18 protein-coding genes are annotated in these 22,391 nt (G+C 38.9%); 7 read left to right on the top strand and 11 right to left on the bottom strand.

Translation table 11 applies throughout. From position 1 onward, the window contains the following. Positions 1-31: 31 nt before the first annotated feature. Positions 32-2,146: a TonB-dependent siderophore receptor gene (locus C1642_RS10040; protein ID WP_103236273.1), complete on the top strand. Its 2,115-nt coding sequence runs from the start codon at positions 32-34 to the stop codon at positions 2,144-2,146. A 58-nt stretch (positions 2,147-2,204) separates the two neighbouring features. Here the strand turns inward: C1642_RS10040 and C1642_RS10035 are convergent, their stop codons facing one another. The 6 genes from C1642_RS10035 to C1642_RS10010 all read right to left on the bottom strand — a co-directional run bounded on the left by C1642_RS10035 (position 2,205) and on the right by C1642_RS10010 (position 12,357). Further along, positions 2,205-3,449: an NADH:flavin oxidoreductase/NADH oxidase family protein gene (locus C1642_RS10035; protein WP_103236272.1), complete on the bottom strand. Its 1,245-nt coding sequence runs from the start codon at positions 3,447-3,449 to the stop codon at positions 2,205-2,207. A 185-nt stretch (positions 3,450-3,634) separates the two neighbouring features. After that, positions 3,635-5,224, bottom strand: coding sequence for an ABC transporter ATP-binding protein (locus C1642_RS10030; protein ID WP_103236271.1), 1,590 nt, complete (start codon positions 5,222-5,224; stop codon positions 3,635-3,637). Then, on the bottom strand, positions 5,202-6,209 hold the full coding sequence (locus C1642_RS10025; protein ID WP_103236270.1) for an ABC transporter permease: 1,008 nt from the start codon (positions 6,207-6,209) through the stop codon (positions 5,202-5,204). The genes C1642_RS10030 and C1642_RS10025 overlap by 23 nt, the downstream gene beginning before the upstream one ends. Continuing rightward, positions 6,209-7,261 (bottom strand): microcin C ABC transporter permease YejB, encoded by a 1,053-nt coding sequence (locus tag C1642_RS10020; protein ID WP_000536102.1) that lies wholly within the window; start codon positions 7,259-7,261, stop codon positions 6,209-6,211. Before C1642_RS10020 ends, C1642_RS10025 begins: the two co-directional genes overlap by 1 nt. Before the next feature lie 29 nt (positions 7,262-7,290). Continuing rightward, positions 7,291-9,126 (bottom strand): extracellular solute-binding protein, encoded by a 1,836-nt coding sequence (locus C1642_RS10015; protein WP_213064271.1) that lies wholly within the window; start codon positions 9,124-9,126, stop codon positions 7,291-7,293. A gap of 15 nt (positions 9,127-9,141) precedes the next feature. After that, positions 9,142-12,357 (bottom strand): lytic transglycosylase, encoded by a 3,216-nt coding sequence (locus C1642_RS10010; protein ID WP_002067523.1) that lies wholly within the window; start codon positions 12,355-12,357, stop codon positions 9,142-9,144. Positions 12,358-12,589: 232 nt separating this feature from the next. On the opposite strand from C1642_RS10010, the gene dnaQ reads away from it, so the two are divergent. The 3 genes from dnaQ to nudC all read left to right on the top strand — a co-directional run bounded on the left by dnaQ (position 12,590) and on the right by nudC (position 16,488). Beyond that, positions 12,590-13,969, top strand: coding sequence for a DNA polymerase III subunit epsilon (gene dnaQ, locus C1642_RS10005; protein ID WP_000084041.1), 1,380 nt, complete (start codon positions 12,590-12,592; stop codon positions 13,967-13,969). A 132-nt stretch (positions 13,970-14,101) separates the two neighbouring features. Next, a complete protein-coding gene (locus C1642_RS10000; RefSeq protein WP_103236269.1) occupies positions 14,102-15,745 on the top strand; it encodes a chemotaxis protein in 1,644 nt (547 codons plus the stop codon). After that, entirely contained in the window at positions 15,745-16,488 is a 744-nt protein-coding gene (nudC, locus tag C1642_RS09995) for an NAD(+) diphosphatase (protein WP_001292948.1), read from the top strand. Before C1642_RS10000 ends, nudC begins: the two co-directional genes overlap by 1 nt. 22 nt (positions 16,489-16,510) lie before the next feature. Here nudC and C1642_RS09990 read toward each other — a convergent pair whose 3' ends face one another. From C1642_RS09990 to C1642_RS09980, 3 genes are all read right to left on the bottom strand, one after another. Then, positions 16,511-17,374, bottom strand: a complete 864-nt coding sequence (locus C1642_RS09990; protein WP_001048903.1) for an alpha/beta hydrolase — start codon at positions 17,372-17,374, stop codon at positions 16,511-16,513. 3 nt (positions 17,375-17,377) lie between these two features. Continuing rightward, positions 17,378-18,085, bottom strand: coding sequence for a BON domain-containing protein (locus tag C1642_RS09985; protein WP_000919363.1), 708 nt, complete (start codon positions 18,083-18,085; stop codon positions 17,378-17,380). An 80-nt stretch (positions 18,086-18,165) separates the two neighbouring features. Next, positions 18,166-18,567, bottom strand: a complete 402-nt coding sequence (locus C1642_RS09980; protein ID WP_000959396.1) for a YraN family protein — start codon at positions 18,565-18,567, stop codon at positions 18,166-18,168. 193 nt (positions 18,568-18,760) lie between these two features. Here C1642_RS09980 and rsmI point away from each other — a divergent pair, with 193 nt between their 5' ends. Further along, positions 18,761-19,597, top strand: a complete 837-nt coding sequence (gene rsmI / locus C1642_RS09975; protein ID WP_001275992.1) for a 16S rRNA (cytidine(1402)-2'-O)-methyltransferase — start codon at positions 18,761-18,763, stop codon at positions 19,595-19,597. 94 nt (positions 19,598-19,691) lie between these two features. Continuing rightward, positions 19,692-20,078, top strand: a complete 387-nt coding sequence (locus C1642_RS09970; RefSeq protein WP_000140378.1) for a hypothetical protein — start codon at positions 19,692-19,694, stop codon at positions 20,076-20,078. 2 nt (positions 20,079-20,080) lie between these two features. On the opposite strand, the gene C1642_RS09965 is transcribed toward C1642_RS09970, so the two are convergent. Then, positions 20,081-20,971: a LysR family transcriptional regulator ArgP gene (locus C1642_RS09965; RefSeq protein ID WP_000887363.1), complete on the bottom strand. Its 891-nt coding sequence runs from the start codon at positions 20,969-20,971 to the stop codon at positions 20,081-20,083. A 107-nt stretch (positions 20,972-21,078) separates the two neighbouring features. Between C1642_RS09965 and C1642_RS09960 the strand changes: the two genes are divergently transcribed. Beyond that, on the top strand, positions 21,079-21,681 hold the full coding sequence (locus C1642_RS09960; RefSeq protein WP_098732666.1) for a LysE/ArgO family amino acid transporter: 603 nt from the start codon (positions 21,079-21,081) through the stop codon (positions 21,679-21,681). A gap of 60 nt (positions 21,682-21,741) precedes the next feature. Here C1642_RS09960 and C1642_RS09955 read toward each other — a convergent pair whose 3' ends face one another. Further along, a complete protein-coding gene (locus C1642_RS09955; protein ID WP_000896578.1) occupies positions 21,742-22,383 on the bottom strand; it encodes a cation transporter in 642 nt (213 codons plus the stop codon). Positions 22,384-22,391: the final 8 nt, after the last annotated feature.

Below are 22,391 nucleotides of genomic sequence, written 5' to 3'. Positions count from 1 at the left end.
ATACTGATATTTATTATCAAAAAGGTTTTAAATGGATCTTAAGCTTCGCCTTCTCTCCCTGAGTATTGCACAACTATGCTGTATTCCAGCTGCTTTTGCAGACACGAACAACTCTTCAACTACTCTTGCAACTATCAAAATTAAAGCCCAACAGGCATCTGACCAGACTTATAAAGTGGATAGTTCCAGTAGTGCTACGCGTAGTGAAATTGCATTACAAGATACCCCGCAATCTGTGAGCGTGGTAACCCAAAAAGTAATTGAAGATATTGGTGCAACTCGCTTAGTTGAAGCACTTGATTTAGCTGGTGGCGTGACTCGTGCTAATAACTTTGGTGGTCAAGGTTTAACTGGTTTTAACGTGCGCGGGTTTACCAGTGGTGAGTTTTATCGAAACGGGTTTCCAATTAACCGTGGCTATCCAAATGCGCCGGATAGCAACACAATTGAACGTGTAGACGTTTTACGTGGCCCCTCTTCTAGCTTATATGGACGTGGTGACCCAGGTGGTACGTTTAACTTAATTTCTAAAACACCAAAGTCTGAGCAACAAACCACTTTAGGTGCACAGCTCAACAGTGAAGGTTTATATCGCACTACTGTCGATACAACAGGTACTATCCCAAATGCAGAAAATATTGGTTATCGTCTAAATGTGATTGCAGAAGGTGGGGATAGTTACCGTGACCATGTCGAATCTAAACGTTATGGAATTGCACCAGTCATTCAATGGCAAGCTACTGATGCCACTAGGGTTACTTTTGAAGCCGATATTTTAAGAAACCAACATCCACTCGACCGTGGTCATACACGTTATCCAACACAGAAATCTTTTAATAGCTCACCAGAAACCTATTTATGGGAAACGGGTAAATACTACAATCGACTCTACAATGATAACAATATGACTCAATTACGAGTTGAACATGACCTTGGGAATGACTGGAAGCTAAATGCTGGCGTGCAATATTTAAATGGCAAATTGCATGGCTATGCAGTAGAAGCAAATGGCATACAGGCTGATGGAGAAACTTTAGGGCGAAATTACAATTATCGCGAATTAAAATGGCAAGATACCGATACCCAAATTAATCTCACAGGCAATTTCCAGCTTTTAGGTTTAGCCCATACTTTAGTGACTGGCCTTGAATATGAAAATTATGATTATAAGTCATACATTATTCGCTCAAGTGGAGATATCGGTAGCTACCCTATTAATATTTATAATCCAGTTTTAGGGCAACCTTTACCTGAGCTCAATCGTGTAACCACACATGACCGTGAAAGCTTAAAAACAACGGCCCTTTTCGTACAAGACCAAATCGACTTAAATGAGCGTTTAAGCGCACTCTTAGGCTTACGATTTGAGCATTACGAGCACGATTACAAAAACCTATTACCAAATACTACCAACTGGAATACCAGTCATGATGCATTTATTCCACGTTTAGGCTTAGTTTATAAAGCCAGTGATGACCTTTCACTCTATGGCAATGCTGCAAAATCTTTTAAACCAAATACTGGCGCCAGCCGTAACGGAGAAGGTTTTGATCCTGAAGAAGGTACGGCTTACGAGTTAGGTTTTAAATGGCAAGCACTTGATAATATGTTATCGATTGATTCCGCTATTTTTTATGCTAATAAAGAAAATGTCTTAACACTAGACCCTGTTGATTCAGCTTATAAAGTCGCTGCTGGCGAAGTTCGTAGCCGTGGCATTGAGTTAAATATTGCTGGTCAAATTACACCTGCCTGGAAAATTATTGGTGGATATGCTTATACAGATGCGGAAGTAACTAAAGACAATACTTTGCAAAAAGGAACAGCTCTAGCCAATATTCCAAAGAATAGTTTTAATCTTTTAAATATCTATGAATTTCAGGATGGTCCTTTACAAGGCTTAGGTCTAGGCATCAATCAAAAATATATTGATAAACGTGCAGGTCAGACAGCCAATAGTACCTATATCATGAAAGGTTATGCAGTTACAGATTTGGTTTCTTATTATCAGGCGACACCAAAACTTCGTCTTAACTTAGATGTGAAGAACATTTTTGATAAAGTTTATGATGAAAGTGCTTTCAATTTATATGCTTATCCGGGTGAATCACGTACCGTTCAATTAGGTATGAGCTATACGTTCTAAATTGAGTATAAAGGTACTATTTCATCCTTAGAAATAGTACCTTTACTTTAAGAAATTTTTACGCTGACTTACGCGAATTCACTTGTCCTTGAATCACCGCTTTAATATTGCCTTTGGCGTAATTTAAAAACACTACCAGTGGTGAAAGTTTTGGATTTGGCTTTTTACCCTTACCAATCGTTTTAAATTGAGCTGCATACCAAATAATTTCCATAATTGCCATTTTATCGACAAAAGGTAAGCCCGTTTTAATCGGTTTTACGGCATAACGCACGTCTTGCCCTGCAATTAAACGTTCTGTTAAATCGGTTTCTACTGCAAATGGACGAGCAATACCAATAAAGTCACATGCACCACTTGCGAGTGCAGCATTCATGCCCTCTACAGTACGGAAGCCACCTGTCACCATGAGTTTACATTTAACATGCTGACGGATTTTTTCAGCAAAATCTAGAAAGTACGCTTCACGTGCAATAGTACTTGCCTTACGTTTATCAGCTTTGGCACCAGCCATTGCAGGTGCTTCGTAAGTTCCACCTGAAATTTCAATTAAATCGATCCCGGCTTCATCAACTGCTTTAAATACCGAAATCACATCTTCTTCGCTAATACCACCGCGCTGGAAATCGGCAGAGTTGAGCTTAACGGAAATAATAAAATTATCAGAAGTTGCTTCACGTACTGCTTTATAAACTTCTAGTAAAAAGCGAGTACGGTTTTCGATTGAACCACCCCACTGGTCTGTACGTTTATTAGTTAATGGTGATAAAAACTGGCTAATTAAATAGCCATGTGCACCATGTAACTGTACCCCTTCAAAACCTGCCTTTTCACAAATACGAGCAGCTGTCGCAAAACGTTTAATAATATCCAAAATTTCTTCATGCGTAAGAGCGCGTGGAGTACCAAACATAGTCGCTAAAGCTGGGCTAAAAGGAACTGCCGAAGGTGCAACTGTTTCTTTATTTAGGCCCTTTGGACACTGACGACCAGGGTGAGACAATTGGATAAGTTGTACCATCCCATATTGTTTACCGACTGCTGCCCATTCTTTTAAACGCTCTAGGTCACGCTCGGTTTCAATCACCACTACCCCGGGTTCGTTTTTGGCCTCTACATTGACCATAACATTTCCAGTAATCGCACAGCCCAAACCACCTTTGGCCCATGCACCATACAAACCTAAATGTAAGTCATTTGGCTGCCCCTCATAGTTTGCAAGTGCCTCACTCATTGCACCTTTAATAATCCGGTTTTTAAATGTGGTATTTCGAATTGTGATTGGTTGTGCAATCTGGCTCATGGTTAACCTCTTTTAATATTTTAGAGCAATTACCCTAATTTAGATGAGTTATAGGTCATGTCAAGGGAAAATCGATAACTGACAATAGCACATGTCAAATTTAAAAAATATAAAAAAATGCAACTTTTTGCATTAAAAATTTAAATAAAATTTATTATTATAAAACAGGATCTTATTAAATAAATTTAATAACTTGCCGCAATTAACTGCTTGGTATATTCAGTTTTTGGGGCATTAAATAACTGCTCAGTCGGCTGATATTCCACAACTTTTGCATGTCGTAATACCATCACTTTATGACACAGTGCTTTGACCACATTTAAATCATGACTAATAAAAATATAGCTCAAGTGCTCTGTTTGTTGTAAACGTCGTAATAATTGAATCATCGCTTTTTGCGTGGTTCGGTCTAAGGCAGACGTTGGTTCATCTAAAATTAAAAGTTTAGGTTGAACTACTAAAGCTCTCGCTAAAGCAACACGTTGTCGTTGCCCACCAGAAAGTTCATGTGGATAGCGATGTTGAAAGCCCTCTGCCAACTCAACTTTTATCAAAGCTGATTCAACTTGCTGTTTAATTTCTTTATCAGCTATCGCTTTGACTTTTAACCCTTCAGCAACAATCTGCCCTACCGTCATACGTGGGTTTAGACTACCAAATGGATCTTGGAAAACAATCTGTAAGTCTGACCTGATCTTGCGTAAAGCTTTTTGTTCTAAGCGGTTTATATCTTGCCCTAGAAAGTTAATCTGTCCCTCACTTTTAATTAATCGAACCAGAGCCAAAGCCAATGAAGATTTTCCGGATCCACTTTCACCCACAACGCCTAATGCTTCGCCTTGAGCAAGCTCAAAATTTACATTTTCAACCGCATTGGTATAACCCTGAATTCGGTTAAAGAAACCACGTCGCATTGGATATTTAACATTGAGTTGTTGAACAGATAAAATTTTATGACTAGTTGAATGTTGCTCAGCGAAACCAAGATCATGATCTAATAATTGCTGGGTATAAATTGAAGCAGGATTTTTAAAGATCTGCTGAAGCTGACCTTGCTCTACAACTTGTCCTTTATGTAATACAATCAGTTCATCAGCATAACGGCGTACCAAATTCAAATCATGGCTAATCAAAATCAGTGCCATACCATATTTGCTTTGCAAAGATTTTAATAATTCTAAAATTTGCGTCTGTAAAATCACATCAAGCGCGGTAGTTGGTTCATCTGCAATTAAAATTTTAGGTTGAAGAGCTAGCGCAGCCGCAATCATCACCCGCTGTTTTTGACCACCTGAAAGCTCATGCGGATAACGTTTTAAAATGTACTCTGGATTAGCGATTCCTACATCTTTTAATAATTGAATTACCTGCTGCTGAGCTTTCGATTTTGATCTACCTTGTAAAATAAAATTTTCACCGACAATTTTTTCAACCCGATGTAATGGGTTGAAAGCTGTAGAAGGCTCCTGAAAAATCATGGCAATATGATGGCCACGTAAATAAGTTCTAGTCTTTTCGTCTATTTCTAAAATATTTTTTGAATCAATAATAATACGACCAGATGTTTTTAATTTTTCTGGTAATAATCCCATCATCGCCAAGCAGCTTATTGTTTTACCTGAACCACTCTCACCTACAATTGCAAGCGTATCTCTGGCTTGTAAGTGTAAATTGAGACCTTCTAATAAAGGCTGATCTTGCGTAGAGATTGAAAGGTTTTCTATATTTAGCAATCTAGCATCTACATTTAAGTTATTTTCTTGGGTCAAAATCACGTGCCGCCTCCCCAATATAAATTAATAATGACAATACAAAAGCTAAGCTAAAAAACCCAGATAAAGCCAACCACGGTGCGTCTAAGTTATTTTTACCTTGCAACAACAACTCACCTAAAGAGGCTGCATCTGGCGGCAAGCCATAGCCCAAGAAATCAAGTGCGGTTAAAGCAATAATATTAGTGGTCAAAATAAAAGGTAACTGCGATAGACTAGAACTTATGGCATTTGGCAAAATGTGCTTAAAGATAATTGCTCTATCAGTTACACCTAAAGCCTGAGCCGCACGCACATAGTCAAGTTGACGCGCTTTTAAAAATTCGGCACGGACAATTCCCACAAGTACAGTCCAGCTAAAGAACAGCATAATAAAAAATAACCAATATACATTTGGGGTAAACATGCTGACCAAAATCATGACCATAAAGAGCATGGGTAAACCATTCCAGACTTCTATCAATCGTTGCCCTAACAAATCGACCCAGCCACCATAGTAGCCTTGTATAGCGCCCACAAAAATGCCAAGTAGTGCTGCACAACCTGTTAAAGCCAAGCCGAAAAGTAATGAGACTCTAAGCCCATAGAGAATACGTGCAAGCACGTCTCGCCCTTGGTCATCTGTTCCTAACCAGTTCTGCTTAGAAGGTGGCGATGGCACAGGTACAGCCAAGTCTAAATTAGGAGTCTGGTAAGAAAATCTTATGAGGGGCCAAATAGTCCAGCCTTTATGATTAATGAGTTCTTGTACAGCGGGATCTTTATAATCTGCTTCTGTTTCAAACACGCCACCAAAAGTGGTTTCGGGATATGTTTTAAAGATAGGCAAATAATAAGCGTCCTCATATTTCACCAACAATGGTTTGTCGTTAGCAATGAGCTCAGCAGCTAAGGACATCATCAAAATAAGACTAAACAAGATAAAGCTTGCCCACCCTAATTTATGTTGCCTAAACTTTTGCAGCCGTGACCGCACAATAAAAGACATTATTTGCCTCCTTGTGCGTCAAAGTGAATACGCGGATCAATCCATTGATACAGTACATCGCAAATAAGACGTAAAAGCAGGCTAAACAGCGTGAAGAAAAACAATACGCCAAAAATAACCGGATAGTCTCGCTGAACAATTGCTTCAAAGCCCAACAATCCTACACCGTCTAGGTGAAAAATAATTTCAATAAAAAGATTTCCCACAAAGAAAATGCCTGCTAAAGCCTCAGGCAATCCAGCAAGAACCACTAGAATGGCATTACGGAATACATGTTTATATAAGACTTGCTGGCTATTTAAACCTTTTGCATAAGCTGCCAAGACATAAGGTTTATTGAGTTCTTCTAAAAATGAATATTTGGTTAAATAAGTTAAGCTCGCAAAACCACCCAACACCATGGTAATAAGCGGCAACGTCATGTGCCATAAATAGTCCGTAATTTTTCCGAACCAACTCAATTGATAAAAATTATCTGACACTAGGTTTTGTAATGGAAACCACTGAAAATATGAACCACCAGCAAAAAAGACAATAAGCAGTATGCCAAAGACAAAGCTGGGTACTGCATAACCCACCACTAGCAATAAAGAAGTGGAACGATCAAACCATGTCCCTTGTTGCTTCGCTTTTTTAATTCCAAGTGGAATTGAAATAAGATAAATCAGCAAAGTGCTCCATAGCCCAAGTGAAATTGACACAGGCATTTTTTCCCAGAGCAGCTCAACCACTGATTTATCTTTAAAAAAGCTTTGTCCAAAGTCTAAAGTCAAATAGCCTTTTAACATCAGTAAAAAACGTTCTACTGGAGAATGGTCAAACCCGTACTGTGCTTTAATTTGCTCGACCATTTCAGGACTTAATCCTTTAGCACCTTGATAGTACATTTCAGTGCCTAATATACGCCCTGCTCCTAAGCCACTTTCTACTTCATGAATTGCCTGTTCAACTGGTCCACCCGGCGCAATTTGCACGACCACAAAGTTGATCAATAAAATAATGAACAACGTTGGAATCATTAAAAGAAGTCGCTTTAGAATATATGAACCCATATAACAGGATTTCCTTTAGGTACGTGCTTTTATTGTTGATGTAAATATTGAGCAACTTTCTTAGCTTGGTTTGCATTACTCCACCAATACTCTATACCGGCAGAGAGCACAGGTTTCACTTTAGGCTGCTGATACATATTCCAGTACGCATACCAATAATCCCCTTTTCCATAAGTCGGGATCTGGTAATATCCTGCACGAAGCAATCGGTCAAGAACATGAGTATAAGTGATTTGCTGTTCACGGTCTTTGGCAGTGACCAGTTTTGAAATCACCTCATCAATTACCGGATTACGAATACCAGCGTAGTTATAGTTGCCATTTTGAACTGCTGCTGCACTTCCCCAGAACTGAGCCTGTTCATTGCCCGGGTTTAAAGATTGCGGCAAATTCATCGTAGTCATGTCAAAGTCATAACGGCGTGTACGTTCTAAATATTGCGGCGCATCAACCTGCCGTAAATTAATATTAATTCCTAATTTTTTTAAATTTCTTACAAATGGCATCAGTGTTCTTTGTTTGCCATCTTGCTGAATGAGAAACTCAATTTGTACAGGTTTGCCTTCGGGCGTATATAACTGCCCTTCTTTAATTTTATAACCCGCCTCAATCAGCAACTGTCTAGCAAGTAATAGGTTTTGCCGGTTAAAACCACTGGCATCCGAGACAGGATATTTCCAATCAGCCAAAACAGCTTTTTGCATGACTGGAGAGAGCTTTAGCAAAAGAGGCTTTAGTATGGCCAGTTCATTGTTTGAAGGTCGACCTGTCGCTGCCAAATCACTATTTTCAAAATAACTTTGTAGTCTTTGATATTGTCCGTAAAACAAAGCTTTATTTTGCCATTCAAAATCATAGGCATAAGTTAAAGCTTGTCTAAAGCGGATGTCATTGAAAGGTTTGCGCCGTGTGTTAAAAACATAACTCTCGGTTGCAATGGGGTTATGATGTCTAAATTTATATTGCGTTACCAAACCTGCTTTTACAGCCGGAAAATGATAGTCAGTGACCCATTTTTTTGGATTAGTTTCTTCATGCAAAGTATATTGCCCAGATTTAAAACCTTCGAATGCAATGTCCCAATTTCGGTAATAAACATACTTTAAATGATCGAAGTTATAGCGCCCTTTATTAATAGGTAAGTCCTTTGCCCAATAATTTGGATTACGTTTATAACTAATACTCCGACCTGCATCAATTTTCTCAACAACATAAGGCCCTGAACCTATAATCGGTTGCAAGCTAATACGGGTAAAATCACGTTTCTGCCAATCTGCTTTTGAGTAAATCGGTAAACTCGCCACAACAAATGGCATTTTAGGATTATGGCTGGACTTAAAAGTGAATTTAACTTGATGTGGGTTTATCACTTCTGTTTTCGCTAAGTCTGCAAGATACATTTGTAGACCAAAATTAGATTTGGTTTGATAGGTATCAAAGCTAAATTTCACATCTTCAGCTGTTACGGGCAGTCCATTACTAAATCGAGCTTTTGGGTTTAAATAAAAAGTAACTGACTGGGTTTTTATAGGATCATACGAAACTTTTTCTGCCAAGAGTGGATATAACACGCCCACTTCATCAAGTGACTGGGTCATTAAGGTATCAAAAAGATAATTTACCCCTTCTGTCGCATTTCCCTTACCGTTCATACTGTTTAAGTTATCAAATGTCCCTTGCGCAGCCTGACTCAATACTCCGCCTTTAGGTGCATTCGGGTTGGCATAAGGCATAGCAGCCATTGCCAAATATTTAGGCTTAGAATGAATTGCGATATACGGCGTGGTTTGCTGAGCAGAGAATATAGCTTGCGAAAAAACACTGAGCCCGACTAGCAGGCTCAGTTGAGAATATAACTTTTGCATAAAGTACTAATTATTCTATAAATTAGGCACTTTAATGATATCGCCAATACGCAATTGAGTCGACGGTGTTAGGTTGTTGAGTTCCGCCAGTAAAGTGGTTTCTAAACCATATTTACTCGCAAGACCAATTAAGGTATCACCACGTTTGACTTTGTATTCCACTACAGTTTTTGGAATCACAATATTTTGTCCACGCTGTAAATTGGCATTTGCTTTTAATGCATTCATTTCAGCAAGTTCACGAACTGAAATACCTGCACGACTCGCAATAGCATTTAACGACTCACCAGCCTTAACCGTGTACTTTTCAGTATTTTTTCCTGCAACTACAGCTTTTGGAGACGATTTTGCTGTATCCGTTTTAGCTGTTTCTACTGTTGGTAAATCACCTGTTAATTTTAAGCGTTGACCAACACGAACATTACTGTTGCGAGACAAACCGTTCAATGCAGCAAGGTAATCTAACTGTAAATGATAGCGGTTGGCGATATTTCCTAGGCTATCACCAGATTTAACTGTGTAGGTCTCTGGTGTTTCTTCTTTGGTATTTTTAGCCGAAACTTTGCTAGTTGTTTCAACTTCACCAGTTAATTTTAAACGCTGACCAGCACGAAGGCCTGCAGTACGTGACAAACCATTCAAATCAGCCAAATAACTGGTTTGTAAGTTATATTTAGCTGCAATTGCATTTAAGCTATCGCCTGACTGCACAACATATTGGTCAGGAACTGATGCACCAGCCGGAACTTTTAGAGTTTGTCCCAGTTGGACATGACTGTTCGCTTTTAAGTTGTTCAGTTCAGCAAGCTCAGCTAGGCTAATTTTAGACTTGGTCGCAATGCTTGATAATGTATCACCACGCTGCACTTTATAACTTTCAGTTTTATATGATGGACCTGCTGCAAGCTTTTCATATTTACCAGAAGCCTTGCTGTCATCAACTTCATCAACAGTGATTTCTTTTGCAGGTACATTAATTTTTTGGCCTACAATTAAATTACTACCAGCTGATAACCCTGGTGTTAGGTCTGCCAACTCTTGATTAGATAATGCATAACGGTCTGCAATTAATTTCAAGTATTCGCCACGTTTAACCGTATAACTCTTTGTTGCAATACGACGTGTACTTGCTTGAATTGCCTTTGGCTCTACTTTAGCAGCACGATTACCTTTAGGTTCTTTTAACTGTAATTTTTGCCCTACAAACAAGCCATCTGTTACAGACAAATCGTTATATTCAGCTAGCTGTTTCACTGACAAATTAAATTGATTTGCCACTCCTGTTAAACTGTCATTTGCTTGAACAACATAGACATCAGGTTTAGCTGCCGATTTTGCCGTAGTTTCCGCCTCTTGAGGCTTAGCATCATAGAGATATAGACTGGTTCCTACAAATAAAGTCTTTTCAGGGTCAATCTGGTTCCATTTAGCTACATCACGCCAGTTCACACCATTCTTCATGGCAATAACTGCTAAAGTATCGCCAGGTTGTACTGTATAAGTACTACGCTTACCTTTAGGCTGTACAACCACAACATCTGTATCAGTCTTAATATAAGGCTTATCTTTATTGCGCTGAGCATCTTCAGAGTTTGCAAGAGTTGCATCTTCAGCTAAAGTTTTTGGATAAGCAAAACCTTTACTTACTTCTTTACCTTGCTGCTCAGCAACAGATTGGCTGGTCTGAATTGCGGTTAACTTAATTTTGCCATCATACGGATCGACAATTTCTGTACCCTGAGGTGCAAGTGCTTTTAACTCGGCAACAACTTGATCTTTTTCAGCTTGAGTAGCTTGAGGTTCTAAAGCTTGATCAACTGTTTCCTTTTCCCCTTCAGCACGCACTGCCGCTAAAATTTTCTCGCGTTCAGTTGCTGAAATTGGCGGTTCCGTTCTCACAGGTTTGATATTTGCAGCCGGAGTGACCGCAACAGGAATACGTGGTGCACTTGGTACATCAGCTGACGCTGCAAAAGCAGCTAGCGCATCAGAACCACGAGGTGTTGCAGTTTTTACCGTTACCGAGCTGCTACTTGTTTTAGCAGGTGTCGATGGTCTTACTGGCTGAGCTGGAGTTGATGGAGTAGTTCGAACTGTGACTGAAGTTGAAGTCGTTGTGGTCGGTTTAGACGGCGAAGTAACACTTGCCCACCAGCCTGAACTTCCACCGGCTTTCATCCCTTTTAACTTGTTATCCACTGAAGGACTTATATCAGCTGGAATCAAAATACGCATTGGACTTGCAGGGTCTACTGTTTCACCACGATAGCCTGGGTTTAATGCATATAACTCAGCACGGCTAAGGCCCGTTACCGATGCGATTTCATTTAAAGATAATGGTGCAGATAAGGTAACTTCACGGAAATGGGGCCTGTTTGCAATCGGAGGTAACGAAACCCCATAAGCGCGTGGGTTTTTAATAATTTGTGCAACAGCCAAGAAACGCGGAACATAGTTCATGGTTTCTTGCGGTAATTTTAGTGACCAATAGTCTGTTGGCAAACCAGCAGCCTGATTTCGGTTAATCGCCTGTTGAATACGACCCGGACCAGCATTATAAGCAGCCAAAGCTAATTCCCATGAACCGAACTGGTTATATAAGCTTCCTAAAAACTCATAGGCAGCACGAGTAGATTCCACAACATCACGGCGTCCGTCGTACATACCCGTTTGTTGTAAACCATAAATACGACCAGTACTTGGAATAAATTGCCATAAACCCGCCGCCGCCGCACTACTTGTTGCAGCTGGGTCATATGAACTTTCAATCACTGGTAATAACGCAAGTTCGGTTGGAAGACCACGGCGTTCTGCTTCTTTAACAGTATGATATAAATAACGACTTGCGCGAGCACTTAAGCGGTCAAGGTAGGGCTGACGTGAGATAAACCAACTACGCTGTGCTTCAATACGTGGATCCCAATGATTGAGGTCCATTTTGAAGCCTACGGCCATACGCTTCCAGACATCACCGTGTTTTAAAATAAGTAAACGGTCGCCCTCTACAGCACGCATATCTGTTGCTGAAAGTAAGTCTTCTAAAGAGTCCAGACTGCTTGCATCAAGATAGCCTGCTCCACTCACCTGTTTTGTTTTCGAGGTTTTTGCAGATTGCGGAGTCGAAGAACAGCCTGTTGTAATACCCAACGCAGCTAAAGCAGAGCTAAGGACTGTAATTTTGAATAATGATGCTGCAGATGGCTGCCACACAAATGTGGTTGGTTTATACATAAAAACTTCCAAACAACTCGCGTAATATTTCTTGGGGTCTGCCCACAAACCCTAGGTCTTCGATGCCATTGTAGTAAAGCATGCAAGATAGACAAGGCAATAATTTAATGTCATTTGCATGGAAATGTTACAAGAAATTAAAAAAAGCTTGCTTTGTAACGATGGAACCGAACTTTTTGCGTATACAATACACCAAATTCAGCTCTTTTTCTTTCAGTTTAGGTTTCGATTTATGTCTCAAACAATCACACTGTATGTTGATGGTGCATGTCGTGGCAATCCGGGTTTAGGCGGTTGGGGTGCATATGTCATTACCGAACAGGGTGAACATAAATTATTTGGCGGTGAACCCGACACAACAAATAACCGTATGGAACTTACTGCGGCTATTGAAGGAATTTCTTTTTGCCCTCCTGATGCTCAATTAATTGTCTGGACAGACTCAAATTATGTGAAGCAAGGCATTACAGAATGGATTCATGGTTGGAAAAAGAAAAACTGGAAAGATGTTAAAAATCCTGACCTATGGCAAAAACTCGATGCCGTTTGTGCGGGTAGAAATATTGAATGGAACTGGATTAAAGGCCATGCAGGACATGCAGGTAATGAAATGGCTGACCAACTTGCGAATTTAGGTGCAGACAAAACTGCTCAAGAACTTAAGCAACCACAGTCAGCCACTGTATCGCAAGATATAAAAAAGCCTGAACAAGACTGGTTACTAGACGATCCTTTCGGATTCGATCTGGTTGAAACAACCGAAGATGAAACTATCACTTTAGAGCAGACACAAGAAGTTGAGATGATTGTTGTGGATGAAGAAATGAATGTAGTTGAGGCTGTAGAACAAGAAGAACAACAGCAAAATACCAATATTCATCCACAAATTGTGATGACTGAAGCCAAGCTTAAATTACAAGGCCCAAGACAACTCATACTCGATACGGAAACAACTGGTTTCTATTTCCAAGATGGTGACCGCATTATTGAAGTCGGTGCCATCGAAATGATTAACCGTAAGCTTACGGGTAGTTCGATTCACATTTATATTAATCCTGAAAAACCAGTGGGTGACTCTGTTCAAGTCCACGGTATTACAGATGAGTTTTTGGTCGACAAACCAAAATATGCAGAAATTGCAGATACCTTATTTGAATACCTAAAAGGCGCAGAAATTATTGCCCATAACGCAACCTTCGATATGAACTTCTTAGATATGGAGTTTAAACGTGTTGGGTTACCTGCTCTTTCAGAAGTTTGTGAAGTTACCGATACTTTAGCTTTAGCGAAAAATAAGCATCCTGGGCAGAAAAACTCACTTGATGCCTTAGTTAGACGTTATGAAATTCCAGCGCGTGACCGTACTTTCCACGGCGCATTACTCGATGCTGAAATTCTTTCTGATGTTTACTTGGCAATGACCGGTGGTCAAGTTTCCTTTGATATGGATGCCCTATCACAAAGTGAAAGTGACCAGCAAAAAACGACTAAAGCTAGAGTTCAAATTGAATTACCTGTTATTTACCCTTCAGATGAGGAGCTAAACATACATGAGACTTGGGTCAAAGAATTTGAGAAAAAACATGGAGAACCTTGCCTTTTTGCAAAATAAATTTTTGATTCTCTAATGTTTTTTAGTTTCCCCTTTTGCAAGTTAAGTTATATTAGTCGTATAGATTTTTAGCTCAAACTATTGAGCCATGACGAATATAACAATTGATTTTTTTGCAAAGGGGAATTTTTTATGTCTGAGCATAATTCGATTCAATTTGATCCAACAGCGTTACTCATCATTAAAAATGAAATTGATAATTCAATAAAACTGGTGGAAGGCGCTGTAAGTACCTTAATTGAAGAACAGGCTCTCCCTTTTGGTATTGATGATGCATTAGAACAATTTAAACAATGTACTCACGTCTTACGTCTCATTGATATTCCGTATTTGGCAAAAATCACTCAATATTCAACCGAGTTGATGCAAAAGATTATGGCGAATCCAGAGCACATCAATACCGATGACGTTGTTGCTTTAAGTGAAGGCACAACCATGGTTAAACGTTATATTGAATTCATCTGTTTACGTGAAGTCGAAGTACCTCAGTTTCTTTTAGACACCTTAAATAATTTAGAAAAAGCTTTAAATAAGCCACTAACCTCTTCTGGAAAACAGATTGCATCAAAGCTTTCAACAGCTTCACTTGAGTTACCGTTACCCGAAGTGCTTATTAATGAAAGAACTCAGTTTATCCATCAGCTTTATAAATTATCACTACATCAATTTTTAAATAAAACTGAAAGTGCTCGAGACTTTCAAGCATTTAAACTGATTGGCAGTTATTTAGTGAGCATGGCTCAAGGTCAACCAAGCCAGCAATACTGGCAATTGGTGAACTCTGCCTTTAGTCATATTGATGAACTTGTTTTAAATGATGCTCGCCTACGTGTGTTCATTAACCTTGAAAATGCCATAAGTTTATTTTTAGCTTCACCTGAAGGCTTTGAAGCAAACTTAACTGCTCTAGCAGATATCCTGAGTATTGTGATTGGACAAGAAGACCAACTTGCGCAGCAAATCCGTAGTCAGTTAAACATTGGTCATGAGTTTCTCACCGACACTCAACTTAAAGCACTGAGCCAACACTTGTATGGTCCAGACTTTGATACCATGCAAACGGTAAGTCAATTAATCTTAAGCGAAATGAATAAAGTTCGTAATGATATTGAATATAACTACCAAAACATGTCACCAGAAAAAGCTCAGCAACTACAAAGCAATCTTATGCAGCTTGCTCATACTTTTAAATTACTCAACTTAAATGAAGCTGCTTCAGAGCTTTCTCAACAAGCCAGCAGTTTAAGCCAAATCAATATCTTGAGTAATGAAAACTATGCTCAGCAGTTGATGAAAAGCATTTTATCTGCCATGAATGCCATTGGTATTTTGGTGCGCCATTATTCATCTAACCGTCTACAAATTCGTGTGAACAATACCAATATCTCTCTAGATCGTTTAGATGAAGCACATCAGACATTATTGAATGAGACCAAAAATTTAACCGATTTTGTATGTCAAAGTTTGACTCTCTATGCCAACGATCAAACTCAAAATATTGAAGCAATTGCAGGCTCTTTAAAAGAGTTGGCTGGCGCGGCTGAATTTTTAGGAAGCACAGTTCAACAAAATGCTTTACTTGAAACTGCCAAGTTTGTACAACAGCAAATCGATCAAAATCAGCCTTTCAATCATGATCAGATTCACTGTATTTTTAACGTTTTAGCTGGGCTAGATATGTTAGTTGACAATTTAAAAAATAAACAGCCTGTTCTACAATCCATGTTTGATGTAGCATTGCTAAGTAGTCAACAACTTCAAAAAAAGGCAGCTTAATGTCTGAGTTATCACTTGCTTATATTTTTCATCATCAACAATTATTGGTTGACCAAAACCTTCAATTACCCAAAGTCGAAAAGTTAGCAAGTGATCTGCTTTTCACTCATGATGAACAGGTCATTGCACGTGACCTGTTGAGTGAAGAAGCCATTCCGGAAGGCCTGCAACTCGTTCCAATTCGTCAACTTATTTCCAACTGGTCAAAAGAACAATTTTTACAGGCAAGTCGTGCTGTACAGTTGCTCGAATGGCGACGTAATCACAAGTTTTGTAGCCACTGTGGGCATGCTACCGAAGTACACCCTACAGAATATGCTATGGTGTGCCCTTCTTGTCGCTACCACCAATATCCGCGTGTAAACCCATGTATTATCACCATCATTACTAAAGGCGATGATGAAATTTTATTGGCGAAATCTATTCACAATAAAACCAATATGTATGGCTTGATCGCAGGATTTGTAGAAGTTGGGGAAACGCTTGAAGAAGCTGTTCAGCGCGAAGCTTTAGAAGAAGTGGGGCTTAAACTCAAAAATATCCAATATATGTCAAGCCAACCTTGGCCTTTTCCAAGCAATCTCATGATTGCATTTAGAGCTGAATATGAGTCAGGTGAAATTTCTTTGCAAGAAGATGAAATTGCCGATGCACAATTCTTTAAATTTGATCAGTTACCTGAAATTCCATTTAAAGGCAGTATTGCACACGCAATGATTACGCAGATTACTCAAGCGAAGTAATCTGCGCTCTCGAACTGATGTTTTAAAATACTTCATCCAGAAAGTGCAAAATGGTCCGTTTAGTTCGGAAGTAATGACTTACAAAACTCGATAAACTCGCCAAAATTGTAATATGACCTGTTTTAGGAATCACAGCGATATGACTGTGATTTCCGCTTTGTCTAAGTGCCTGATCAAGATCAAAGGTATTTTCTTTTTTTACAAGCTGATCATTTTCAGCCATGAGCAGATAATGCTTAATATGATTTTGATTTACAAAATAATATGGCATCACTTCTTTATAAGAAATGCTTTGATCAAAAGCATCTTCGGCAAGCGGATCACCTTTATAATCAAAATGATAAGGACCTGCCAAACCAAAAATTGCTTTAATATTACCTAAACACTGAATTGTATTTGGCTTTGGATGATAAACAGCAGACATCACATTAAATGCACCTGCCGAATGTCCCATAAGCACAATATTCTCTGTCGAGATTTCCAATTTTTCTTGGTTCTGGTGTAAATAGTTTAACGCTTGCGTTAAGTCATCGACATAACTTGGAAAAATATTCTTTGGTGCGAGCTGATAGTTAATGACAGCAACGTCATAACCTTCTTTAGTAAACGCTTCACCCACAAATAAATAGTCTCGTTTATTACCATGTTGCCAAGCACCCCCATGTACAAAAACAATGAGTGGTCGATGAGCTAAGCGCTTAGTAGAACGATAAATATCTAGACGATGGCGAGGCTTTAAGCCATAACGCACATTTAAAACCTGCTCAAAACCATCTTTGGGTGTAAAACGGTTTAGAGCAAAGCTCCCCAAATCATACAGACGGAACTCTTTATAAAGAGTTCTCGCCTGCTCAATTTTGCTTTGTAATTGTTCAATCAGGTTCATATTTTATTGTGCAGAAGATGCTGGATCTGTTTGGTCCGGATCAATTGCAACAGGAGTTTGAACTGTTGGTTGAGCAAGAACGTTATTAATTACTGGTGTAGTTGTTGCACTGGCAGTACTCGCTGCCGGAGCAGGCGCTAAATCAATATTATCAATGAGCGTTACAATCTTAGTCACGTTACCGACATTTTGAAGCACATTGTTTAAGTCATTAATTTCAGCTGTGTTTAAACGACCCATCACATATAAAACACCATCTTCGGTATGAACCAGTACTTTACTGTCCGATACTACTGGCGCTTTCATTAATAAAGCACGTGTATTTGCGGTTACCCCAGCATCTTGCATGATCGTGTTATAGCTTACTTTGTTACCCACCGTAATATAGTTATGTACGGCTTTCACATCACTCATGGCTTTAACGTTGTCTTCTGCCAACTGTTTTAAGTATGGGTCTGGCACCTGTCCAGTTAACAATACTGTGCTATGGAAGCTTTCGATGTTAATACGAGATTGTTTAAAACGCTGATCAAGCTTATAGAGGTTAATATTCGCTGTACGCTTAATTGAAGAATCAATAAATACTTGGCCTAAGCTACGTACACCACTATCTGTTCCAACTGGAGCTGTACCTGTTCCACCAGAAATAAAACTTGCGCAACCTGACAAACTTGCGACACAAAGCGCTGTTACAGCAATACGTTTCAACACTCCACCAGACTCCTATCAATCTCTTCTTGGCTTGATCATAAAACATCAGTCTTTAATTTGCTCAAAAGAGTAATGAACTCTTAATCCAAAGTAAATGCATTTTCGATCCATTGCAGATCATAATGGAATTTTGAAAAGTCTTGCTGTACTGTTTTTGCAATTTTCTGTGGAAAATCAAAACAAATCACATCAAAACGACAATAAAAATCCTGATAAGATGGGTAGCGCTGTAAAAACCTCATCGCCGTCTTAATTATTTTTTTCTGTTTGCTCAAGGTCACCATTTCACAAGCTTGACCATAATTTCCCTGCCCTCGCGCTTTTACCTCAACAAAAATCAATTCGTTACCACGTTTTACAATCAGATCGACCTCTCCACGGCGTGAATGATAATTACTGGCGACCCATTCATAATTTTGTTCTTTTAAAAGTTTTAGTGCTGTTTGTTCCGCCCATTGGCCCAACTGCTGTGCAACTAACATAATTTTTTTGTTTCCCCAATTAAAAATGTAAATGCTGTTAATGCTGGTTCTATACCTTTTTATTTTTGAATTGAACAAATCAAAAGCAGATGTTTCGAAAAATAAAAAGCCTACTGACATTGTTCACGCCAAAAACATAATTTCGGGTACACTAACCCATTAAAATTGTTTATCTGTACGGAGTAAAAACCAAATGAGTGCTCAGTTATTTGTTGTAGCCACCCCAATCGGGCACTTAGATGATATGACTTTCCGTGCAATTGATATCTTAAAATCAGTTTCTGTTGTTGCTGCCGAAGATACACGCCAATCAGCTCAATTATTCAAACACTATAATATATCTACCCCACTTACCGCATGCCACGACCATAATGAAAGCAACAAAATTGAGCAGTTAGTTCAAAAGCTACTTGCTGGTGAAAATATTGCTTTGATTAGTGATGCAGGCACACCACTTATTAGTGACCCTGGGTTTAAACTGGTTCGTGCTGCTCAAGAAAATGGTATTAGGGTTGTACCTGTACCGGGTGCATGTGCTGCAATTGCTGCTTTAAGTGCTGTAGGTCTACCAAGTGACCGTTTTAGTTTTGAAGGCTTTTTACCATCAAAGGCTTCTCAACGTATTTCGCAACTCGAAAAGCTTAAAAATGAAACTCAAACCTTAATTTTCTATGAAGCGCCACATCGTATTTTAGAATGTGTAAAAAATATGGCTGAAGTATTTGGTGAAAACCGCCCTGTAGGTTTCGCACGTGAAATTACCAAAACATTTGAAACGATCAAAAAAATGACCTTAAAAGATTTGGTTAGTTTTATTGAAAATGACCATAACCAAGAAAAAGGTGAAATTGTTCTTGTAGTTGGCGGTGCACCAGAAAAAACCGATCTGGAACAAGAAAAACTAGATGAGCTTTTAAAGCGCTTACTTCAAGATTTATCAGTTAAAGCAGCATCTCAACTGGCTGCTGATTTAACGGGTATTAAGAAAAAAGTCGCTTATCAACGTGCGCTTGAGCTGACACAATCTTAATTTATTAACTAAACGGTGATGACCAACGCCTATGTCATCACCTCGCATAAATTTTGCATAACAATATTAAAGATAAAAAAATAAGAGTATTGATATGACTGAATCACTTGGAAAACTTGGCCCGCATGAAGGACAAGAACTAGAATTATTACTTTCAGGCAAAAAACCTATCGCTTATTTTTATGAGTTATTACCCATTGAATTTATAAAGCATCTTGAACAAGGGTCTTTATCTATGATCAGTAAAGACATTGAAACTTCTCTGTCTCTCCCCTTTTCAATTATGTTGATCTATAAAGATGCGTCTTTAGCAGATTTGAATGAACTCATGTTATGTATTGAAAGGTCATTAAAAGCAACTCAACTTGAAGAGCGCCTAGAACTCGACCGTAGAATCGGACAACTTTTAGGTTACTCAGTACAAGATATAGAGTTTTATATTCAACACATTTCAAATCGCCATTTAAAAACCAAGATCTAAAATTATCTCAATATCTGTTTTGCTGATTCAACAATGGTCTCGGTCAGTACATCAAGTTGTTTCGACTGTCTTTTCCAGTGATGCCAATATAAAGGAACATCAAGTTGAGCCTCAGGCATAATATCAACAAGTGTTCCATTTTCGAGTAATGGTTGAACCTGAAGTTCAGGCACCATGCCATAGCCTAAACCTAGTTGAATTGCTTTAACAAAAGCATCTGTCGCCGGAATAAAACTATAAGGATAACTCTGCATCGGTAAACCGTATCCTTTTAATAAAACCTCTGAATGCATTAAATCTTTATGGTTAAAAATAACTGCCGGCGTTTTTCTTAAAACTTCTCGGTTAATTCCACCACTAAACCACCGATTTACAAACTCGGCCGATGCCAGCATTTTATAGCGCATTTTACCAAGAGGCTGGGCTAAACAGCCTGCCATCACCTGCTCTTCTGCTGTAATACATGCATTGACCTGACCTGTTTCTAGCAAAGTATGCGTGTGAGATTGATCGTCAATTTTTAGCTCTAATACTATTTTTTCTTTAAACAATGTTTGCTGAATACTGGGTAAAAGCCAAGTTGCTAATGAGTCTGCATTTGAAGCCAACGCAATTTTATAAAATTCTGATTCAGAAGATTTGCCCATTAAACCTTGTAATAGATTTTGCTCCATTAACCTTGTATGACGTAAATGCTGGAGCAAGGTTTGCCCTGCTTGTGTAAGCACACATGGACGGCCACGTATTATTAAAATCTGCCCTAAATATTTTTCTAGGGCTTGTACACGTAGTGATACAGCAGAGGGAGTTATACATAAATGCTCTCCTGCTGCATCAAAACTTCCGACTTCTGCAACCGCCAGAAAAGCTTCACACTGCTTACTATCCAACATACAAAACCTAAATTATTTTTAGCCAAACCTAAATATTCTTAATTTTACTTATTTCTTAATAAAAAGTCAGATAATTCCCCCATCTGATTTGTTTCTGCTTAATGGTTATGCTTTCTCTGAGTGTGTTTTTTAAAGGTTTAGGTATTGGTAGCGGCCTAATTGTAGCAATTGGTGCCCAAAATGCTTTTGTTCTAAAGCAAGGGCTTAAACAGCAATATATATTTTGGCTATGTTTAATTTGTGCCCTGTCCGATTCAATTTTAATCGCCTGTGGTGTATTAGGTTTTGCCGAAATTATGACAGCATCACCCATCTTAATCACAGTCGCTAAATATTTAGGGGCAACGTTCTTATTCGTCTACGGTGCAAAAGCCTTCTATGCCGCGTTTAAAACTAACCAAGGCATGGAGCTTGATGGTAGTCAAAAACAGACTCTAACCCAAGCACTTATAACCTGTCTTGCCTTTACTTGGCTAAATCCACACGTCTATTTAGACACCATTGTACTGATGGGTTCGGTTGCAACTCAGCTAGAAGATAAAATCAGTTTTGCCTTGGGCAGCATTCTTGCTTCTTGGATTTTCTTTTTCAGTTTGGGTTATGGTGCAAGATTATTAAAACCACTATTTACCAATCCAAAAGCTTGGAAAATTTTAGATTTTCTTATTGGTTGTGTTATGTGGAGTATTGCAATTTCACTTCTCATCTAATGCATTCAAACACTAAAAAGTACCATGCTTAAATGGTACTTTTTATTTATGCAATCAAAATTAAGCCTGTGAACCCAACATCACCTTTGACTGTTTTCGTTCCTGTAATGATTGCTTAATCACAGCATAACCCGAAGATACACCTAAATATGCAATAACAAAGGCTACGAATAAATCCGGAAATATAGTGCCTGTTCCAAACACGCCTACAGCAGCCAAAACAACAGCAATGTTGGCGATAGAATCATTTCGACTACACAACCAGACAGAGCGCATATTGGCATCGCCATCGCGGAATGCATAAAGCATTAAAGCAACAGAAACGTTAGCAATTAAAGCGATTACCCCAATTGCCCCCATGACCATCGGTTCAGGTGAAACGCCATGAAAAAATGACCAAACGACTTTTGCAATAACGAAGAACCCAAAAGCGGCCATCGTTATACCCTTAACAAGTGCTGCGGTTGCACGCCAGTAAAGGCTCATCGAAAGCACGACTAAAGACAGAGCATAATTTGCAGCATCTCCGGCAAAATCTAATGCATCTGCCCATAATGAAACAGATTGGGCTTTATAACCGCCGACTATCTCAACGACAAACATAAGTGCATTAATTACAAGAGCAATCCATAACGCTTTTCTAAAGCGCGGGCTTGCTTTCTTTGTAGGAGAGCAGGTTGAAGCACATCCACATCCAGCCATTTTATTTC

Origin of the sequence: Acinetobacter sp. AKBS16 (assembly GCF_002899995.1) — a bacterium.
Classification (GTDB): domain Bacteria; phylum Pseudomonadota; class Gammaproteobacteria; order Pseudomonadales; family Moraxellaceae; genus Acinetobacter; species Acinetobacter baumannii.
Note: the sequence above shows the minus strand (reverse complement) of the source record. Positions and strands in the feature narration are given on the sequence as shown.

Bases quoted from the DNA above. Each gene is read 5' to 3' on its own strand.
- C1642_RS10040 (WP_103236273.1), top strand. From the start codon at position 32: ATGGATCTTAAGCTTCGCCTTCTCTCCCTGAGTATTGCACAACTATGC.
- C1642_RS10035 (WP_103236272.1), bottom strand. From the start codon at position 3,449: ATGAGCCAGATTGCACAACCAATCACAATTCGAAATACCACATTTAAA.
- C1642_RS10025 (WP_103236270.1), bottom strand. From the start codon at position 6,209: ATGTCTTTTATTGTGCGGTCACGGCTGCAAAAGTTTAGGCAACATAAA.
- C1642_RS10020 (WP_000536102.1), bottom strand. From the start codon at position 7,261: ATGGGTTCATATATTCTAAAGCGACTTCTTTTAATGATTCCAACGTTG.
- C1642_RS10015 (WP_213064271.1), bottom strand. From the start codon at position 9,126: ATGCAAAAGTTATATTCTCAACTGAGCCTGCTAGTCGGGCTCAGTGTT.
- C1642_RS10010 (WP_002067523.1), bottom strand. From the start codon at position 12,357: ATGTATAAACCAACCACATTTGTGTGGCAGCCATCTGCAGCATCATTA.
- dnaQ (WP_000084041.1), top strand. From the start codon at position 12,590: ATGTCTCAAACAATCACACTGTATGTTGATGGTGCATGTCGTGGCAAT.
- C1642_RS10000 (WP_103236269.1), top strand. From the start codon at position 14,102: ATGTCTGAGCATAATTCGATTCAATTTGATCCAACAGCGTTACTCATC.
- nudC (WP_001292948.1), top strand. From the start codon at position 15,745: ATGTCTGAGTTATCACTTGCTTATATTTTTCATCATCAACAATTATTG.
- C1642_RS09990 (WP_001048903.1), bottom strand. From the start codon at position 17,374: ATGAACCTGATTGAACAATTACAAAGCAAAATTGAGCAGGCGAGAACT.
- C1642_RS09980 (WP_000959396.1), bottom strand. From the start codon at position 18,567: ATGTTAGTTGCACAGCAGTTGGGCCAATGGGCGGAACAAACAGCACTA.
- rsmI (WP_001275992.1), top strand. From the start codon at position 18,761: ATGAGTGCTCAGTTATTTGTTGTAGCCACCCCAATCGGGCACTTAGAT.
- C1642_RS09970 (WP_000140378.1), top strand. From the start codon at position 19,692: ATGACTGAATCACTTGGAAAACTTGGCCCGCATGAAGGACAAGAACTA.
- C1642_RS09965 (WP_000887363.1), bottom strand. From the start codon at position 20,971: ATGTTGGATAGTAAGCAGTGTGAAGCTTTTCTGGCGGTTGCAGAAGTC.
- C1642_RS09960 (WP_098732666.1), top strand. From the start codon at position 21,079: ATGCTTTCTCTGAGTGTGTTTTTTAAAGGTTTAGGTATTGGTAGCGGC.
- C1642_RS09955 (WP_000896578.1), bottom strand. From the start codon at position 22,383: ATGGCTGGATGTGGATGTGCTTCAACCTGCTCTCCTACAAAGAAAGCA.